Annotated in this window: 12 protein-coding genes; 2 read left to right on the top strand and 10 right to left on the bottom strand. The window is 37.2% G+C overall.

Annotated elements, in window-relative coordinates:
- Window positions 1-432 (bottom strand): ATP-binding cassette domain-containing protein (locus R3333_RS01530; RefSeq protein ID WP_318956812.1); only part of this gene is annotated, 432 nt, incomplete at its 3' end.
- Window positions 433-678: 246 nt separating this feature from the next.
- On the opposite strand from R3333_RS01530, the gene R3333_RS01525 reads away from it, so the two are divergent.
- Window positions 679-999 carry a hypothetical protein gene (locus tag R3333_RS01525; RefSeq protein WP_318956811.1) on the top strand — a complete coding sequence of 107 codons (321 nt, stop codon included), beginning with the start codon at window positions 679-681 and terminating at the stop codon, window positions 997-999.
- Between the two features lie 130 nt (window positions 1,000-1,129).
- Window positions 1,130-3,262, top strand: coding sequence for a prolyl oligopeptidase family serine peptidase (locus R3333_RS01520; RefSeq protein ID WP_318956810.1), 2,133 nt, complete (start codon window positions 1,130-1,132; stop codon window positions 3,260-3,262).
- 257 nt (window positions 3,263-3,519) lie between these two features.
- Here R3333_RS01520 and R3333_RS01515 read toward each other — a convergent pair whose 3' ends face one another.
- From R3333_RS01515 to accB, 9 genes are all read right to left on the bottom strand, one after another.
- Complete coding sequence (locus R3333_RS01515; protein ID WP_318956809.1) at window positions 3,520-5,283, bottom strand: hypothetical protein; 1,764 nt, start codon at window positions 5,281-5,283, stop codon at window positions 3,520-3,522.
- Window positions 5,284-5,319: 36 nt separating this feature from the next.
- Window positions 5,320-7,971 carry an AsmA-like C-terminal region-containing protein gene (locus R3333_RS01510; protein WP_318956808.1) on the bottom strand — a complete coding sequence of 884 codons (2,652 nt, stop codon included), beginning with the start codon at window positions 7,969-7,971 and terminating at the stop codon, window positions 5,320-5,322.
- A 107-nt stretch (window positions 7,972-8,078) separates the two neighbouring features.
- Window positions 8,079-9,278 carry a GTPase HflX gene (gene hflX, locus R3333_RS01505; RefSeq protein WP_318956807.1) on the bottom strand — a complete coding sequence of 400 codons (1,200 nt, stop codon included), beginning with the start codon at window positions 9,276-9,278 and terminating at the stop codon, window positions 8,079-8,081.
- A 15-nt stretch (window positions 9,279-9,293) separates the two neighbouring features.
- Window positions 9,294-9,623 (bottom strand): cytochrome c, encoded by a 330-nt coding sequence (locus R3333_RS01500; RefSeq protein WP_318956806.1) that lies wholly within the window; start codon window positions 9,621-9,623, stop codon window positions 9,294-9,296.
- Window positions 9,614-10,057 carry a hypothetical protein gene (locus R3333_RS01495; RefSeq protein WP_318956805.1) on the bottom strand — a complete coding sequence of 148 codons (444 nt, stop codon included), beginning with the start codon at window positions 10,055-10,057 and terminating at the stop codon, window positions 9,614-9,616. The genes R3333_RS01500 and R3333_RS01495 overlap by 10 nt, the downstream gene beginning before the upstream one ends.
- A 133-nt stretch (window positions 10,058-10,190) precedes the next feature.
- Window positions 10,191-11,414, bottom strand: coding sequence for a glycosyltransferase family 9 protein (locus tag R3333_RS01490; RefSeq protein WP_318956804.1), 1,224 nt, complete (start codon window positions 11,412-11,414; stop codon window positions 10,191-10,193).
- Window positions 11,383-14,190 carry a hypothetical protein gene (locus R3333_RS01485; RefSeq protein WP_318956803.1) on the bottom strand — a complete coding sequence of 936 codons (2,808 nt, stop codon included), beginning with the start codon at window positions 14,188-14,190 and terminating at the stop codon, window positions 11,383-11,385. The genes R3333_RS01490 and R3333_RS01485 overlap by 32 nt, the downstream gene beginning before the upstream one ends.
- Window positions 14,191-14,300: 110 nt before the next feature.
- Window positions 14,301-15,635 (bottom strand): acetyl-CoA carboxylase biotin carboxylase subunit, encoded by a 1,335-nt coding sequence (gene accC / locus R3333_RS01480; protein ID WP_318956802.1) that lies wholly within the window; start codon window positions 15,633-15,635, stop codon window positions 14,301-14,303.
- A 32-nt stretch (window positions 15,636-15,667) separates the two neighbouring features.
- Window positions 15,668-16,171, bottom strand: coding sequence for an acetyl-CoA carboxylase biotin carboxyl carrier protein (accB, locus tag R3333_RS01475; protein WP_318956801.1), 504 nt, complete (start codon window positions 16,169-16,171; stop codon window positions 15,668-15,670).
- Between the last annotated feature and the right edge of the window lie 27 nt (window positions 16,172-16,198).

The following is a 16,198-nucleotide window of genomic DNA, read 5'->3' as shown; positions in this document are numbered from 1 at the left end:
CATGATTTTCTCTTCCCATTGAAAACCTTCGTGTAAAGAGAACTGCGTATTGTAATCGTTCAAATCATCCAACAACTGCAAGTAAGAATCACTTTCGTAATCCGTTCTTGTGGTCAATTGGTCATTAATATCGTCTAATTTGGTACGGATATGATTTAAGGTTTCATTGGAAAACTTTAGGTAATCAAACACCGTTTTGTTGGTGTCGATTTCTATATCCTGTGTTAAGAAACCAACTGTACAATCTTTGGGCTTGTGAATTCTACCTTCAGAAGGCTTGTCCCACCCCGCAATTAATTTCAATAAAGTAGATTTACCCGCTCCGTTTTTTCCAACCAAACCGATTTTATCTCCTTTGTTGATTTGTAAACTAATTTCGTTAAACAAATACCCCTGAGGAAGGTGAACACCAAGATTATCCAAATTTATCATGCCGCAAAAGTAGTGATAAGAATGGGTTTATTAAATAGTGCAGAGAGATTAGTGATAAGTCAGAAGTGGCTCGTGCCTTGTCCTGATTTTAAGATGATAATTTATGAGGTACTGAAGTGAGGGGAGAAAATGGGATTTTTTTTGGTATATTTTCGTCATTTAACAATGACCTTGAAATCACAGATTATTCCGTATAGAATCTTTATAAAAATGCTATTGGTATTTATTATGCTTTATTCTTGCTCTATGCTGAGGACAAAGGATGTAAATGCAAATAAAATTAGAGAAATTCTTGAGGAGCAGGATTCATCTTCTAAATACAAAGTGAAAGTAATTAGCATAGTAGAATACCCAGGTGAGTATTTAGCTGAAGAAAAGGAAGTTGCATATTATAAGATATCTTCTAAAAAAGAGGATGTTTATTTAACAATTGATACTGTAAACAATTGTACAACTGATGTTCAAACGTATAGTCCGGATGGTACATATAATTATAGTTCGAATTCAGAAATTGAAAATATACTTTTAGAGGAGTTTAATTTTTGTGGAGATACTTTGTCTAATTAAATCCCTCAGCTATCGTGTGTCCCGAAAACTATAGAGAGCATCGCGTGATAGTAAATAAACCACTCAACCTTTTTACACCTCCACTTCTTACTTCTTTGCTTATTTTAGTCCGACTATAAAACTTATGATTATGAAGAAAAGACTACTAGGTTCATTGGCCTTGCTTACACTATTTGCATGTGAGCAACCCGAAAAACCTAAGGAAGAAACATCATCTATGCAGTATCCAGAAACTAAAAAAGTAGATAGTGCCGATACGTATTTCGGTACAACTGTTAGAGATCCTTACCGTTGGTTAGAGGATGATATGAGTACCGAAACCGCGGAATGGGTGAAAGCACAAAATGAACACACTTTTGCTTACTTGAACGAAATTCCTTTCAAAGACAAAATCAAAAAACGTCTGGAAGAATTGTGGAATTACGAGAAAATTGGTTCACCGTTTAAAGAAGGTGAGAACACGTATTACTATAAGAATAACGGACTGCAAAATCAATACGCAATCTACAAAGTAAACGAAGAAGGAGAAGACGAGTTATTCTTAGACCCTAACAAATTTAGTGAGGATGGAACAACGTCTTTAGGTGGTTTAAGTTTCTCTAAAAACGGAGAGAAATTGGCCTATTCTATCTCAGAAGGCGGAAGTGATTGGCGTAAGGTTATCGTGATTGATGTTGCTTCTAAAGATATTATAGAAGATACAATTGTTGATGTGAAATTCAGCGGTATTTCTTGGTTAGGAAATGAAGGATTTTACTACTCTTCTTACGACAAGCCAAAAGGAAGTGAACTTTCTGCTAAGACAGATCACCACAAAGTGTACTACCACAAGCTAGGTACGCCGCAAGCGCAAGATCAATTGATTTTCGGAGGAAACGAAGGTGAGAAATACAGATATGTAGGAGCGGAGGTTTCAGAAGACGACAGATACCTATTCATCTCTTGTCAAGAATCTACTTCAGGAAACAAATTGTTCATGAAAGATTTGACGGTAAAAGATGCGCCTTTGGTGACCATGGTAGATCATTTCGATAATGATTCTTACGTAATGGATAACAGAGATTCTTTGTTATACATCGTTACCAACATGGGAGCACCAAATAAAAAAGTGGTTACAGTAAATGCCAACCATCCAGCAAGCGAAAACTGGGTTGACTTTATCCCAGAAACAGAAAATGTATTGAGTGTTTCTACAGGAGCAGGATACATCTTTACCAAGTATATGGTAGATGCTGTTTCTCAAGTAAAACAATACGATTACGACGGGAAAGAAATTAGAGAAATTGAGTTACCAGGTTTAGGAACTGCAGGTGGTTTCGGAGGTAAAAAAGAGGCTGAAGTATTGTACTACTCTTTCTCTAATTACAAAACACCGGGAACCAGCTTTGCCTTTAACCCAAAAGATGGAACTTCTGAGGTTTACAAAAAACCAAAGGTAGATTTCAATTCGGATGACTATGTAAGTGAGCAAGTATTTTATACTTCAAAAGACGGTACCAAAGTACCAATGATCATTACCCACAAAAAAGGAGTTGAAATGAACGGTAAAAATCCAACCATCCTTTACGGATACGGAGGTTTCAATATCAGTTTAACACCTTCTTTCAGTATTACAAATGCGGCTTGGTTAGATATGGGTGGAGTATATGCTGTAGCTAACCTTAGAGGAGGTGGAGAATACGGTAAAAAATGGCACGACGCAGGTACGCAAATGCAAAAACAAAATGTGTTCGATGATTTCATCGCTGCAGCAGAATTCCTGATCGATAGCAAGTATACTTCTTCAGATTATTTAGCAATTAGCGGTCGTTCGAATGGTGGTTTATTGGTAGGTGCTACCATGACTCAACGTCCTAATTTAATGAAGGTAGCATTGCCAGGTGTTGGGGTGTTAGATATGTTGCGTTACCACACTTTTACTGCAGGTGCAGGTTGGGCTTACGACTATGGAACTTCAGAGCAAAGTGAAGAAATGTTCAATTACTTGTTGAATTACTCACCCGTGCACAATGTGGTCAAAGGTTCTGAATATCCAGCTACATTAATAACAACGGGAGATCACGACGATAGAGTAGTTCCGGCGCACAGTTTCAAGTTTGCGGCAGAGTTACAAGACAAGCAAAGTGGTGAAAACCCTGTGTTAATTCGTATAGAAACTAATGCGGGTCACGGAGCAGGAACACCGGTAAGTAAAACCATAGAGCAATGGGCGGATATTTACGCCTTTACGCTGTACAATATGGGATATACAGAGCTTCCATAAATTTAAATAAATGGTTTACGATTTCAGCTAGGTTTTCGAGCGGAGTCGAGAAATCTATATGATGTAAAATCTTTTGAACCGCTTTCTTATAAGGAAGCGGTTTTTTTTGGCTGGTTAAACGGGCTATACATTACAACTCCTTTTTTATAACGGTGTTCAACAAGCGCTGCATGCAAGGCTCCTAAGGTCGCTTTGCTGCAACGTGTTTCAAAACCTTTCTAAACTGCGGGGTTTCCTTTCCTATCCCTACCAGAGAATTACTCATCTACGCTTTCTTCAAAGACTAAACTATCCTTGGCATGTAAGGCGTAAATTTTTAATTCATGCACCTTTCCTTCCTCTAGTTTTTTGTTGAAAAAGAAGAACTGTAAACTATCCTTTTCGTTCACGCCATATCTAAAACGGTAATACATGCGTTGTTGGATTCGGGCATTCCCTAGCGATTTCGTATTTACCTTTCCATACCCGTCTTTTACTTGACCTGTACTGTCCAACAATTTTAAATAAAGCGAGAGATTTTCTAGTGTCTCATCACTTTCTGCGCAGATAATAAAAGAGTTCGCTTCAGGTATTTTAAACTTAAAGCTACCCTTGTACATGTCTTGGTTCCCAAGTTCTGCACCTTGTAACTCAGAAGGTGTTAAAACAGCCAAAGTATCATAGTTCCATACGTGCAATACATTTTTACCTTCTTTGGCATATTGTGTATCGTATTTTTCTAATAAGTCGAAAAATTCGAAAGTGGGATGAAGCGTACCAAAAGAGTGGAGGTAACTTTCTGGTGTCATGGCCTCGTAACGCAAAGCATCTTTTTCAAATTGATAGGTTTGAAATTGGTTGAGAACAACCCCTAAAAGCAAGAGTATAAAGAAAGGGTAGTACAATCGTTTGCGCGAGCGTATGTACGCTATGCAGCTCGAAAGGGGCAGAAGCAGAAATGCACTTAAGTTGACAAAGGCTCTATTCCCAAAGCCGACGTACCACCAACACCACCAAGAGCTAATAACATAAATGTAAATTAGGGTGAGTATAAGCCATGAATATTCTTTCTTCTTCAAGAGGATGAAACAACCTATAATACCGAAAATCATCAAGGGAGTATAAATCAACCAGCCATTATTAAAACTGAAAAGGGCATTCCAAATTTCAGGATCTAGGAAATAGAATTTTTCTCCCTTGTAACTGTTGATGGTTATTTTTTCGAATACACTGTAATTGTACATGAGTTGTGGAACCCACACAATAACCGCTGTAAGTAAAAAGAAAAGTACTTGTGGGATATGGCTCAATATATAGTTTATACGTTTTTTAAACGTATCTATATTGCTTACGCCATAAATAATTGGGAAAATCAAGAAGACACCATCTACGGGTCTAATCAAAGTCATCATGCCAAATGCTAGACCTGCATAGAGGCTATTCTTCCAAGTAAAACGTTCCAATACCCTCCAACTTCTCTCTAAAAACAGCAGTATAAAATAGAAGCTGTAGATGTGAGAGTAACTTAAATAGCTTGTGGCGTAATGAAAATAGTTTGTCCCTAGGAACACTAAGAAAAAAGTAAGAGCGATTGTTTTATCATCATAGAAGCGCGATAATATTTTAACAGCCAACCGTAAGGATAGGAAAAGAAAAAGTAGCGCTGTTGTAATGAATGCGATTTGATAGGGAAGGGTATAGCCATTGCTCTCATAAGAAGATATAGAAGCTACGCCATGAGCCATCAAAAAACCGGGGAGGTAGCAAAAGGCGTTACCCATGGTGTATTTGATAAAGGGTTTTCCATCATCGGTTTTCTTAAAAGAAGCATACTTCACTTTCTCTTCCGTGTCTAAAGCGAAAGAATGATGAATGAAGGCAGCAGGCAAATAACTATAGTATCCCTTGGCATCTGTAAAGGCATAGCCAAGTTCATTTTTCCATTTGGCTTGACTAAGGATTGCCGTAATTACACTGAGGAGTATAAGGAGAGCTACGCCAGAAGTCCAGCGATATTTACGTATGAAAAGCTGTTTTGCCAAGGTGAATATTTATAGCATGAAAGTAGTCAGATTATTTTATTGACCAATCTGAAATTCTACTTCGTTTTCTTTCTCGTTTTGCTCTTTCAATTTTTCGAGCTTCAATTGGAATTTAGATTTTTTCTTTTCTTCCTCTTGCTCTGCAGGTGGGGCCAAGGTATCACTATCAAAACTTAAAGTGATTTCTTCTTTCGGTCCTTCATCCACAGTGTATTCAAGAACGGTGGTATCCTTTTTATTTATACCAAAACCAGATTTCAATATAGATTTAGCCGTATTAATTTCTTCTTGACGTTTTTCTTCCCTGTCTTTTTTCTGTGCCTCTTTGTCCCAGGCATAAGAAGGGTCGTCTATATTTCCAAACATACGTAGGTAAACCCTGAACCCAGTTCCATCATCAACAATTTCACCGAATTCTGTTTGTTTGTTTTTACCTTTAATTTCTCTAAATCTAAAGTCGAAGTGATAGTCAATATCGTTGTCAAAACTATGCTCACCCGACACTAAAACATCCAAGGCATTACTTTCAATTTTCATCTCGGGTATATACAGTTTACCATCTCTTATAATCACTTGGTTACTCATTTTATTGAATTTCAAATTCAATAATTTAGCCTCAAAAGCATTGATTTTTTGTGGAGAAATAAGCAGAGTTGCAGAAGTCGATTTTATACTTGCTGTAATTTCTTTAAAGGTTTCTACGTTGTACAGGGCTCCATCTTCAATTTCTATGTCTAAGGTGCTTGCAATCGCTTCTTTATTTAACCCTGTGATGAGGTCGAAAGGTGCCGTAAATTTCAATTTGATTTTAGCAATTCCCTGAATGTTTTCTGCTGCGATAACCGTTTGTTCGAAATTGTTCCATTCTTTAAATAAAGGGGCGAAGCGTATGTTGTTAGAGGCGAGGTCGGTAGCAACTGTTAGTACAGATGGATTTTTCTCGGTCACCAGTACATTTCCAGTAATATCCGCACCAGCATTTCGACCTTTCAAATGAGAAAATTCTAAAGACCTATCTGTTAAGCGCATGCGTGTGGTAATGTTTGCATAGGTATGACCACCGTACTTTATTTCTGTTGCATTCAAGGTTACGTTCCCTTTGATTTTTGTAGGAAGTAGCCAACTTCTGCTGGCTTCTGTCATACTTCCTCCCGTAGAAGAAAAATCATCAACATTTATTTTCTTACAACGCGTATATGCATCTATAAATAAGGTTTCTGTCCCTTTAAAGTACCCAGCTATGTTGTTGAGTTCCCCGCTAATATTAAAATCAGATTCACCCGTGGTTAAGAATAGATTTTTGATAATAGCTTCTTCGTTTCGGACTCCAATTTCACCGTTGATATTCTGAAAAACTCGCGTATCATTTAAGAACTGGGCTGTAATATTCTTCAGATGGATGTTTCCCTTTAGTGCATAAATGCTTAGATCTTTAGGGTTGTATACGGGATTGTTCATGCGCAGGTTAAAGGCGCTATTCACATCAATATTACCTTCTAGGTTTTGTAATCCAAAAGGTCCGAATAGGGTATGCACAGCTGCTAGATTAATGGCACCTTTGGCATTTCCTCGAATAAGTGGTTTGTCGAAATCACTAATTTTTAATTGAGCATCAAAAGCACTTCCGGAAGATAAGAAGTGTAGTTTTTCCAATTCCAGTTCACTCCCTTTAGCATCACTGCTATATTTTCCACGTGCATCAATATTTGATAAACTAAATGTATTGTTAGCCAAGCTACCGTTGTGTATGGTAAACCCTGCATCTATATTCAAGTTCGCCTCGGTTTTATTTAACCCTTTCAACTGTAAATCAAAGCTCACATCACCGTTTCCATTGAGTTCTTTAACAGCATTAAGTTGAGCTAAGGTGAAATTGTTAGCTACATCTGTTAAGTTAAGTTTTTCAGCATTGATGGCGAAGAGTATACTGTCTGCACTTACTTTACCTGCAACATGGAAGGGAAGGTTCTGTATTTTTACGTCTGCATTTACAATCTCGAAAATATTCTCCTCGGTGTTCATGGAGATGTCTATCTTACAGTTAGCACGCTTGTCTCTAATCAAAGTCAAGGCTTCACGTTTGATCTGTTTTACTAACATATCCGTTTCTGCCTGCATGGTATACTTGGTAGCGCTAAATTCTCCTGATAAATTAAGTTGATCTAAATGCGAAGCATAGTACTGCTTGGTCATTTCGTTTTCATACGAAAAGTCAGTATCGTCTAGTTTAATTTTCTCAAGAGAGAATTCAAAATTATCAGAACTTTCACCCTCCGTTGGTTTAAGCAAATCATAGTTCACTCTGTTTTGATCATCTACCTTTAGGTTGAGAATTCCTTGTTTCAAAACAATGCTTTTAACCGTATAGTTACTTTCTAAAAAGTCCATAGGATTAAAACGTAAACTCAACTTTTTAGCGTAAAGGGTGGTGTCTAGTTTTTGTTCTTCTCCAAACTTGTCGTGTATCAATACATCATCAAAGTCTAAGGAAAGCGAAGGGAAGGTTTTCCAAAGCGTTACATCGATATAACTAACGTGGAGTTGTTTATTTAGGTGAAGGTTCAATTCTTCTATGGCGTAGCGTTTAATATCATCCTTAAAAATGATAAGCGCAGCACTGATCAAGAGCATAAGTGTAATCACTATACCCACGACCCATTTGAAGATTTTGAAAAGACGCTTCACCATGTTACGAAATAAAAGGAAATAACCTTGCGGAAAGTAAGATTCAACAAAAGTTGTTTACATTTTAACGTTGATAGCAGAAGCTTATTTTAAGCGTGCCTAGAATTGCCTTAGTACAAGAAGTTATGGTAGGGGTAACGTTTTTCAAATATTGAACGAACTTCTTCGTAAAGTACATCTTTTAATTCTTGAACGTTTTCCTTGTCTTGCGCCGAAATAAAGACACATTTAGTATCGTTCATTTTGGCCATCCATTGTTTTTTCAATTCTTCAAGACTGTAGTTTTCTCTTGTCTTTTCAGACAAATCATCTTCGTCTTGTGGCGTGTAAGTATAGGCATCAATTTTATTGAAAACCAAGATCACTGGCTTGTCTTCTTTATCTATTTCCGCCAAAGTTTCATTTACCACTCTAAAGTGATCTTCAAAGTTGGGGTGAGAAATGTCTAAAACGTGTACCAAAACATCAGATTCCCTTACCTCGTCTAGGGTAGATTTAAACGACTCTACCAATTGGTGAGGTAGTTTACGAATAAATCCTACGGTGTCAGACATCAAGAAAGGAAGGTTTTCAATTACCACTTTTCGAACGGTTGTATCTAAGGTTGCAAAGAGTTTGTTCTCGGCAAACACATCAGATTTACTCAACATATTCATGATGGTACTTTTACCTACGTTGGTGTATCCTACTAGGGCAACTCTCACGAGCTGACCGCGGTTACCGCGCTGTACGGCTTTTTGCTTATCTATGGCCTCGAGTTTCTTTTTGAGTAAAGCGATTTTCGTATTAATGATACGTCTATCTGTCTCAATCTGCGTTTCCCCAGGTCCACGCATACCGATACCCCCTTTTTGTCGCTCAAGGTGAGTCCACATTCGGGTTAATCGTGGTAATAAGTATTGATACTGTGCTAGCTCCACTTGCGTTTTTGCGTGCGAAGTTCTTGCTCTGCTGGCAAAAATATCGAGGATTAGGTTGGACCTATCCAAGATTTTAACTTCTAGAATACGCTCAACGTTACGTAGTTGCGAAGGAGAAAGGTCATCGTCAAAAATTACCATGTCTATATCATGGGCATTCACGTATTCCTTTACTTCTTCTATTTTACCAGATCCTAGAAAGGTTTTCGGGTTGGGAACAGTTAACTTCTGTAAGAATTTTTGGTGCGTTACAGCTCCAGCAGTTTCAGCTAAAAACTCTAATTCATCCAAATATTCATTGGCTTCTTGCTCCGTTTGGTCTTGAGAAATAACTCCCACCAAAACGGCTTTTTCACCTTCAACCTCTTTATTTATTAAACCAATCTCCATGTAAAATATTCGCGCTTATTTTGTTCTTAATGTAAAAACATGTTGTACTAAAGAGTCTAATTCGGCCTCTGTTTCAAACAGGTTTTTGTACCCCATCATTCCTTTGTCATTTCCATTCAAGATCACATCTCTAACTTGTGCTTCTGTAAATGTACTTTGCGTTAAATCCGCAGCATTCCCTCTTTGGGCATCTCCGTTTTTACCGTGACAACTTTGACAGTATTTTTTATATAATTTTTGTCCGCTTTCAGCAGGTTTGCTCGCAGCATTCAACTCTACAGTTTCTGAAGAGCTACAGGCTGCTAACCCTAAAAAAGCACTAAAAAGCAATGTTCTTAAAACCATCCTGCTCCAATTCCTTCTCTTAAAAATGGCCATGGAATAGCAAAGAAAATTAAGAGCAATGCAATTCCGTAAAAGTTACGAATTAGTCTGTGCTTGTTAAATCCAGCCAATCCTTCTTTTTCGGCTTTCTTTCTACCGACAGTAATTAATACAATCGCAATAATCATCATGAATATGTGTTCAACCGTGTAAAAACGGAAAGGCATTTTCATTGCAGCACCTGCAGGAACTTTTGAAATCCAAAAGTTAACATACAATACCAAGCCCATTAAAAGTTGAATGTGCATAATGATCATAGTGAAAAGGTTAATCATTTTATCTTTTTTCAAATACTCTCCTTTGGTTTTGTTTCCAATTGCGTTAACAACTGCAATTACCAAAAGAAGTAAAGCGATGTACCTTAATCCACTGTGTGCACTTACTAAAATATCCATAACAAAAATTTTGTGTAAAAGTAATGATAATGGCCGAATTATAAACGAGAAAAAGAGATTGTAGCAGGGTTGTTTGCTAGACGAAAGTTAAGATTCTTTACTGCGCGGGAATATGACAATACAATTGGACGAATTAACGTCGCACCAAACCTAAAATTGCATCGCCGTGTTCGTATTTCATTCCTTCTAAGACTTCATTTTTACGCAATGGAAATTGTCCATTTTCATGAACTTCCTGAACGGCCTTGAGAACTTCAGAAACCTCTATCAACTGCATACATGTGTTGTTGCCTTTGCAAGGAGAAATACTGAATTCATGTACGCATGGACTACAGAATACATCTTTAAAAATGATTTTTGCATTGGAAAAGTGACCATATTGATCGGGCGAACATGGTCCGAATAAAGCTATAGTCGCTGTATTCACTGCAAAAGAGATGTGCATAGGGCCCGTGTCATTGGTAACCATAAAAGCAGCACCTTTAACCAAGGAGATTAATTCATTGATGGATGTTTTCCCGGCGAGATTGATCAATTTATCATTGATAATTCCCGCTATTACTTTTTCAGTGTAGGGTCTTTCGTTCGGACTCCCTACCAAATAAATCGTGTAATCTGGGTATTGTAGGAGAATTTGTTCAATCAGGAACTTATAATTTTTCCTACCCCACCTTCTTTCTAATCTTAAATCAGAAGCGTTCGGATTAATAACAATATATTTTCCTGATTTTGGAGGAATGTAGGAATTTTCTATGCCCTTGGCAAGGGGGTATAGTGAGGTAGGCTTAAAGTCTTTACCAAAGAGTCTTGCTATTTGCAAATAACTTTCAGATACTGGAATCTTCGTATTGAAGTACATCATATGGGTGTAGATACCCATTTTAAAAGAGCTTGATCTAAGGTAATAGCCTACTCGATTTTTAGCCAAAGAAAACAACGTAACCAAAGTGGAAAAATTAGAATAGATTTCTAGATCTATATAAACATCAGGTCTTTTCTTCATCAGTCGCAGCAAAGTAATGCTCAAGCTTTTCAGTAGAGAAAAAATTCCTTTATCATTAATGGTGTAGATGGTATCAATGGTATCTATGCGTTTTAAGATAGCCGTGTTTGCATTGGTTGAAACAAAAATAATCTCAGCATTCGGGTGTTGCTGGCGAAGAGCATCTAGCAAAGGAGTAGCTTGAATGATACTACCCATTCCCTTGAATTTGCAAACCACAATACAATCTAAATCTTTGTGTAGGTTGTGATCGATGTTAAGGATTTGTCCTAACAACCGAACGAGAAAGTTTAACAAGAAAGCCATGGGTTTGGCAATCAAGTTATCTATGAGCAGTTGTTGTTTTGTTTTCAAGTCTTGTATCCTTTAAAAGTCTTATTTCTTCTAGGTTGAAAGCTTGTTCAGCATGAATGATAAGCTTCTTCACTTTTGATGTATGCCAAAGATAATGATTCGAGAGTCTTAGCATGTATCGCTTGCCAATATCTGGATGTGTTTGAAAAGTGAAGCCTCCTATGCGTTGTTCTTTATCATCATATAAATCAACGGTTAACCTTTGAGAAGAGTTGACATTTTCTAAGTTCATATCCAAGTAAATACTTCCAAATTCAGCGGCATTAGCTCCAATCGAAACATTAACTTCTTTGCTAGAAGCATACTTAGAATTCAAAGCTACATTTTGGAGGTAATCAACATGATTGTTTTCGTAATAACTAGCCATTAAACCAGCCATAAAACCATAGTCATAATCTTGTGCTTGATGGAGCAAAGTATCGGCGGGTAAATTAGCTGTGGCTATGTTGGAGCTTTTAGCTTTCCAAATAGAATAGCCTTGAACAATGCCCGCTGGCTCGTAGTTTTGATGGATAAATTCTGAAAGGAGGTAATAACGTATGGTGTTTGCTATACCGTCTGTTCTGTCAAACCAGTTTCTCGGACTATGTGCGTATATCACTATAGGATGCTCTGTTGTGCTGATTTGTTTCAGTAAATGAAGTTGCGTTTTATCGTCTATAGTGTTTTGTAAATTTTGATTGAAATAACCCGGTGATTTTCTTTCGGTATAAAAATACAGCATAGGTGTATTGGAAAAGTCAACAAAACTTTGCTCGGGTGTTAGATTGCGGTCTAGGTAAGCTTTTAATTCTTCGTAGTGCGCAGTAGCAAAAGCGTCCTGACCAATTACACGTGTTCTAGGCGTCTGTTCAAAGTAAGAAGGCAAATTATAAAAAGTGCTCTCACTTAAACTCTTTTCTAAATCTGTTTTATGAGGATGAAAATTGAAGAATTTAGTAAAGAGTACAATGAAAAAACCAAGCCCGTAAAAGAGAAGTTCTTTGATGTTTTTCTTGTTGATGATCCCGACGAGAAACAAGGTAAGTGCTAAATAAAAAACACTGATTAAATAAAATTCCTTTTGCTCAGCAAAGCCGTGACGAACCAATCCTCGTTGGACATTGGCGAAATAGAGTAGAAAACAAAAAAGTGAAAATAGGAGATATCTATTCTTTTCCATTCTCAATTTAAAAACAGCAATGATGATGGCTGTAATAGCGATGATAGGAAAGATTATATGATAGATAAAGTATTGGTGCTGGGCAATGTTTTTTATTTGGGCATAACCATGCGCTTGACTCCCTTTTACATAATGTAGTGCACTGATAAAGTTATTCAACACATAATCTGTAGAACGCATCAAAATAGCGCCTATCAGTAAAGTTCCAATTACTCCTAAAAAGAGGAGTAAAGCTTTTATGAAATTGGGAAGGAAAATCTTTGCCCGTTTGATGAATAGAAAAAGCGGAAAAAAGACAAGGGTGGTAAACAAGGCAGCCACGCCGGTATCAAGACGCCAAATGATGAGTCCTATTAAAAGTAAAAAGAGAAAAAAGTAATTCTTTACACTTTGGTTATCGATCACTTTAATGCTTTGAAAAAGTGCCAGAATTCCTAGGAAAATGGGTGGGTATATAAAGTAATAAAGAAAGGGAAAGGTTAGTATAAAGGCAACACTATAAATCGGTTTGTTAAATGCTTTGTTCAGGAAATAGTACAAAACCAAGATGCCTATTATATCATTGATGAACACATAAGAATAGAAGGAAACATCTGCTGTATAGCCATTAAAAAAGGTGTAAACAATACCATAACCCTGTTCAGAAAACATGTGTGAACTCATGAAGTCTACAAAGGGGATTTCATGGTATTGAAAAATATTCATTAAGGAATTTGCAGGATTTGCCAATTCAAAAAATTCAGGGATAGTCTCAATAAAGGGTGTGTAACGTATACTTAGAATATAGTAGACAAGAAGTGCAGGTATAAGGCAGTATTTGAGGGCATTTTCTGGTTTTGGAAAACGCATCGGCGTTGTTAGTTTGAGAAGGATAGTTAAGAGGAGAACTCCACTGAATAGAAGAACGAAAATCTTTTTATATCCAAACCCAAAAAGATTATTTACGTCAAATTCTATGGCTAAAAAGACGAGAAGTGGGGTAATGGATATGGTAATAAAATAGGGTTGAATTTTCGGGTAATATTTTTGTCCGAAAATGAGAGGAAAAGAACAAAAGAGTATAAAAAGTAAAATAAAAACGATAGATGAGTTTTGATTGATCCAGGTATGCTCTGGAAATAATACTTGAAAATTATAAACGATTAAATAACACAGAACAACATTGTAAGCTGCGAGTTTTTTACCTGCTATTTTTTCTCTAATGGTTTGAGGTAGTGGAAGAGAAAGTAATGTTGCGATAAAAATGAAAACGTAAAAGAAAAGATGAATCGTTTTGAAGTTATCTATATCTAACGCTGTAACAAGTAATTGGAGTATTCCTACGGCACTTAGAAATATAAGATTTCTATTGACGGATTGCTTAAGGAATCTGCTGAAGAGATAATATGCAATTAGAAAAGAAGGAGTGAAGACAGCAATTCCCTTGTAAATTATAGAAGATCTTGCTCCGATATTTACGGCATGTTTGGTGGCTTCACCGATGTATAAATTCTTTAATTCAAAAAGTGAAAAATCTAGTCCTGAAAAGTTTTGGTAAACTACATATAAGCTTATGAAGAGAGCATACAGTAAAATGTATCCGTCAAATTTAAAGTATTTATTGACCTGGTTCATAAGCGAAATTATGCCTTGAAGTTAATAATTTCAACTAGGGTAAGAGCTGGGTGGGCAAAAAAAAACTCCCGTTCTAAGAACGAGAGTTTAGTATTGTATTCAGAATATTTCTAGTATTCGAAAGTTTCCATGAACTTGGTAGTAAAATTACCTGCTTTGAAATCTTCGTTATCCATTAGCTTTAAATGGAAAGGAATAGTAGTTTTTACTCCGTCAATAACGTATTCTTCCAATGCTCTTTTCATTTTCAAAATAGCCTCTTCTCTTGTCTGAGCTACAGTGATTAATTTAGAGATCATAGAATCGTAGTGAGGTGGAATTTGGTACCCTGCATAAACGTGGGTATCAATTCTCACTCCGTGTCCACCTGGTGAATGGTAATCTGTAATTTTACCTGGAGATGGTCTGAAGTCGTTAGCAGGATCTTCAGCATTGATTCTACATTGGATAGCGTGCAATTGAGGGTAGTAGTTCTTTCCAGAAATCTTCTCTCCTGCAGCTAATTTAATTTGTTCTTTAATTAAGTCGAAGTTAATTACCTCTTCAGTAATTGTGTGTTCTACCTGGATACGTGTATTCATTTCCATGAAGTAGAAGTCTCTGTTCTTGTCAACCAAGAATTCAACTGTACCAACACCTTCGTACTTTACAGCTTTAGCGGCCTTAATAGCAGCCTCACCCATACGTTCTCTCAACTCGTCTGTCATGAATGGAGAAGGAGTTTCCTCCACCAATTTCTGGTGACGACGTTGAATAGAACAGTCTCTTTCAGAAAGGTGACATGCATTTCCTGTTTGGTCTCCAGCAATTTGGATCTCGATATGACGAGGCTCTTCGATGAATTTCTCCATGTAGATTCCGTCGTTTCCGAAAGCTGCGGCAGACTCTTTACGAGCTGAATCCCAGTTTTCTTCGATATCTTCTTCTTTCCAAACAATACGCATACCTCTACCACCACCACCGGCAGTAGCTTTCAAGATAACTGGGTATTTGATTTTTTTCGCTGTTTTCTTCGCATCTTCAACGTCTTTTAACAATCCGTCAGATCCTGGGATAACAGGTACTCCAGCTTTTTGCATTGTAGCTTTTGCTGAAGCTTTATCACCCATTCCATCAATTTGTTCAGGAGTTGCACCGATAAATTTAATATCGTGTTCCTCACAAACTTTAGAGAACTTAGAGTTTTCAGATAAGAATCCGTACCCTGGGTGAATTGCGTCTGCATTTGTAATTTCTGCAGCGGCAATAATGTTTGGTATCTGTAAATAAGAGTCTGTAGATGGTGCTGGACCAATACAAACTGCCTCATCGGCGAAACGAACAGGCAAACTGTCTTTATCTGCAGTTGAATAAACTACAACAGTTTTAATACCCATTTCTTTACATGTACGAATTACACGCAAAGCAATCTCGCCCCTATTGGCTATAAGAATTTTCTTAAACATGCCTTTTGGGTTTAAAAGGGATTAATAATGTACTAAGCTGGCTCTACCAAGAATAATGGCTGATCGTACTCTACTGGAGTAGCGTCGTCTACCAATACCTTAACAATTTTACCAGAAACTTCTGCTTCGATTTCGTTGAATAATTTCATCGCTTCGATAATACAGATGTTATCTCCAGGCTTAATGCTCTGACCAACCTCTACGAAAGGTGGCTTATCAGGAGAAGATGCACGGTAGAAAGTACCAATCATTGGAGACTTCACTGTGATAAAGTTATCTTCTGCTGCTGGAGCTGGAGCCGGTGCTGCAGGAGCTGCTGCAGGCGCTGGAGCCGGAGCTGGTGCTGCTACAGGTGCTGGAGCTGCCGCTACTGGAGCTGGAGCTGCTTGTACTATTATTTGTTGTTCTTCTAGTCTTTTCGATTTCTTACCTTCAGATTTGATGGTAATTTTGAAGTCTTTTTTTTCGATTTCTACCTCGGTTACACCTGATTTAGAAACGAACTTAATAAGATCTTGTACTTCTGTAAGATTCATGGGTTTATGAATTTATTTTAGAATAAA

The sequence above is a fragment of the Lishizhenia sp. genome, from assembly GCF_033720595.1.
Lineage (GTDB): Bacteria > Bacteroidota > Bacteroidia > Flavobacteriales_D > Crocinitomicaceae > Lishizhenia.
The sequence above is the reverse complement of the archived record's forward strand: the minus strand, read 5'-3'. Positions and strand labels throughout refer to the sequence as shown.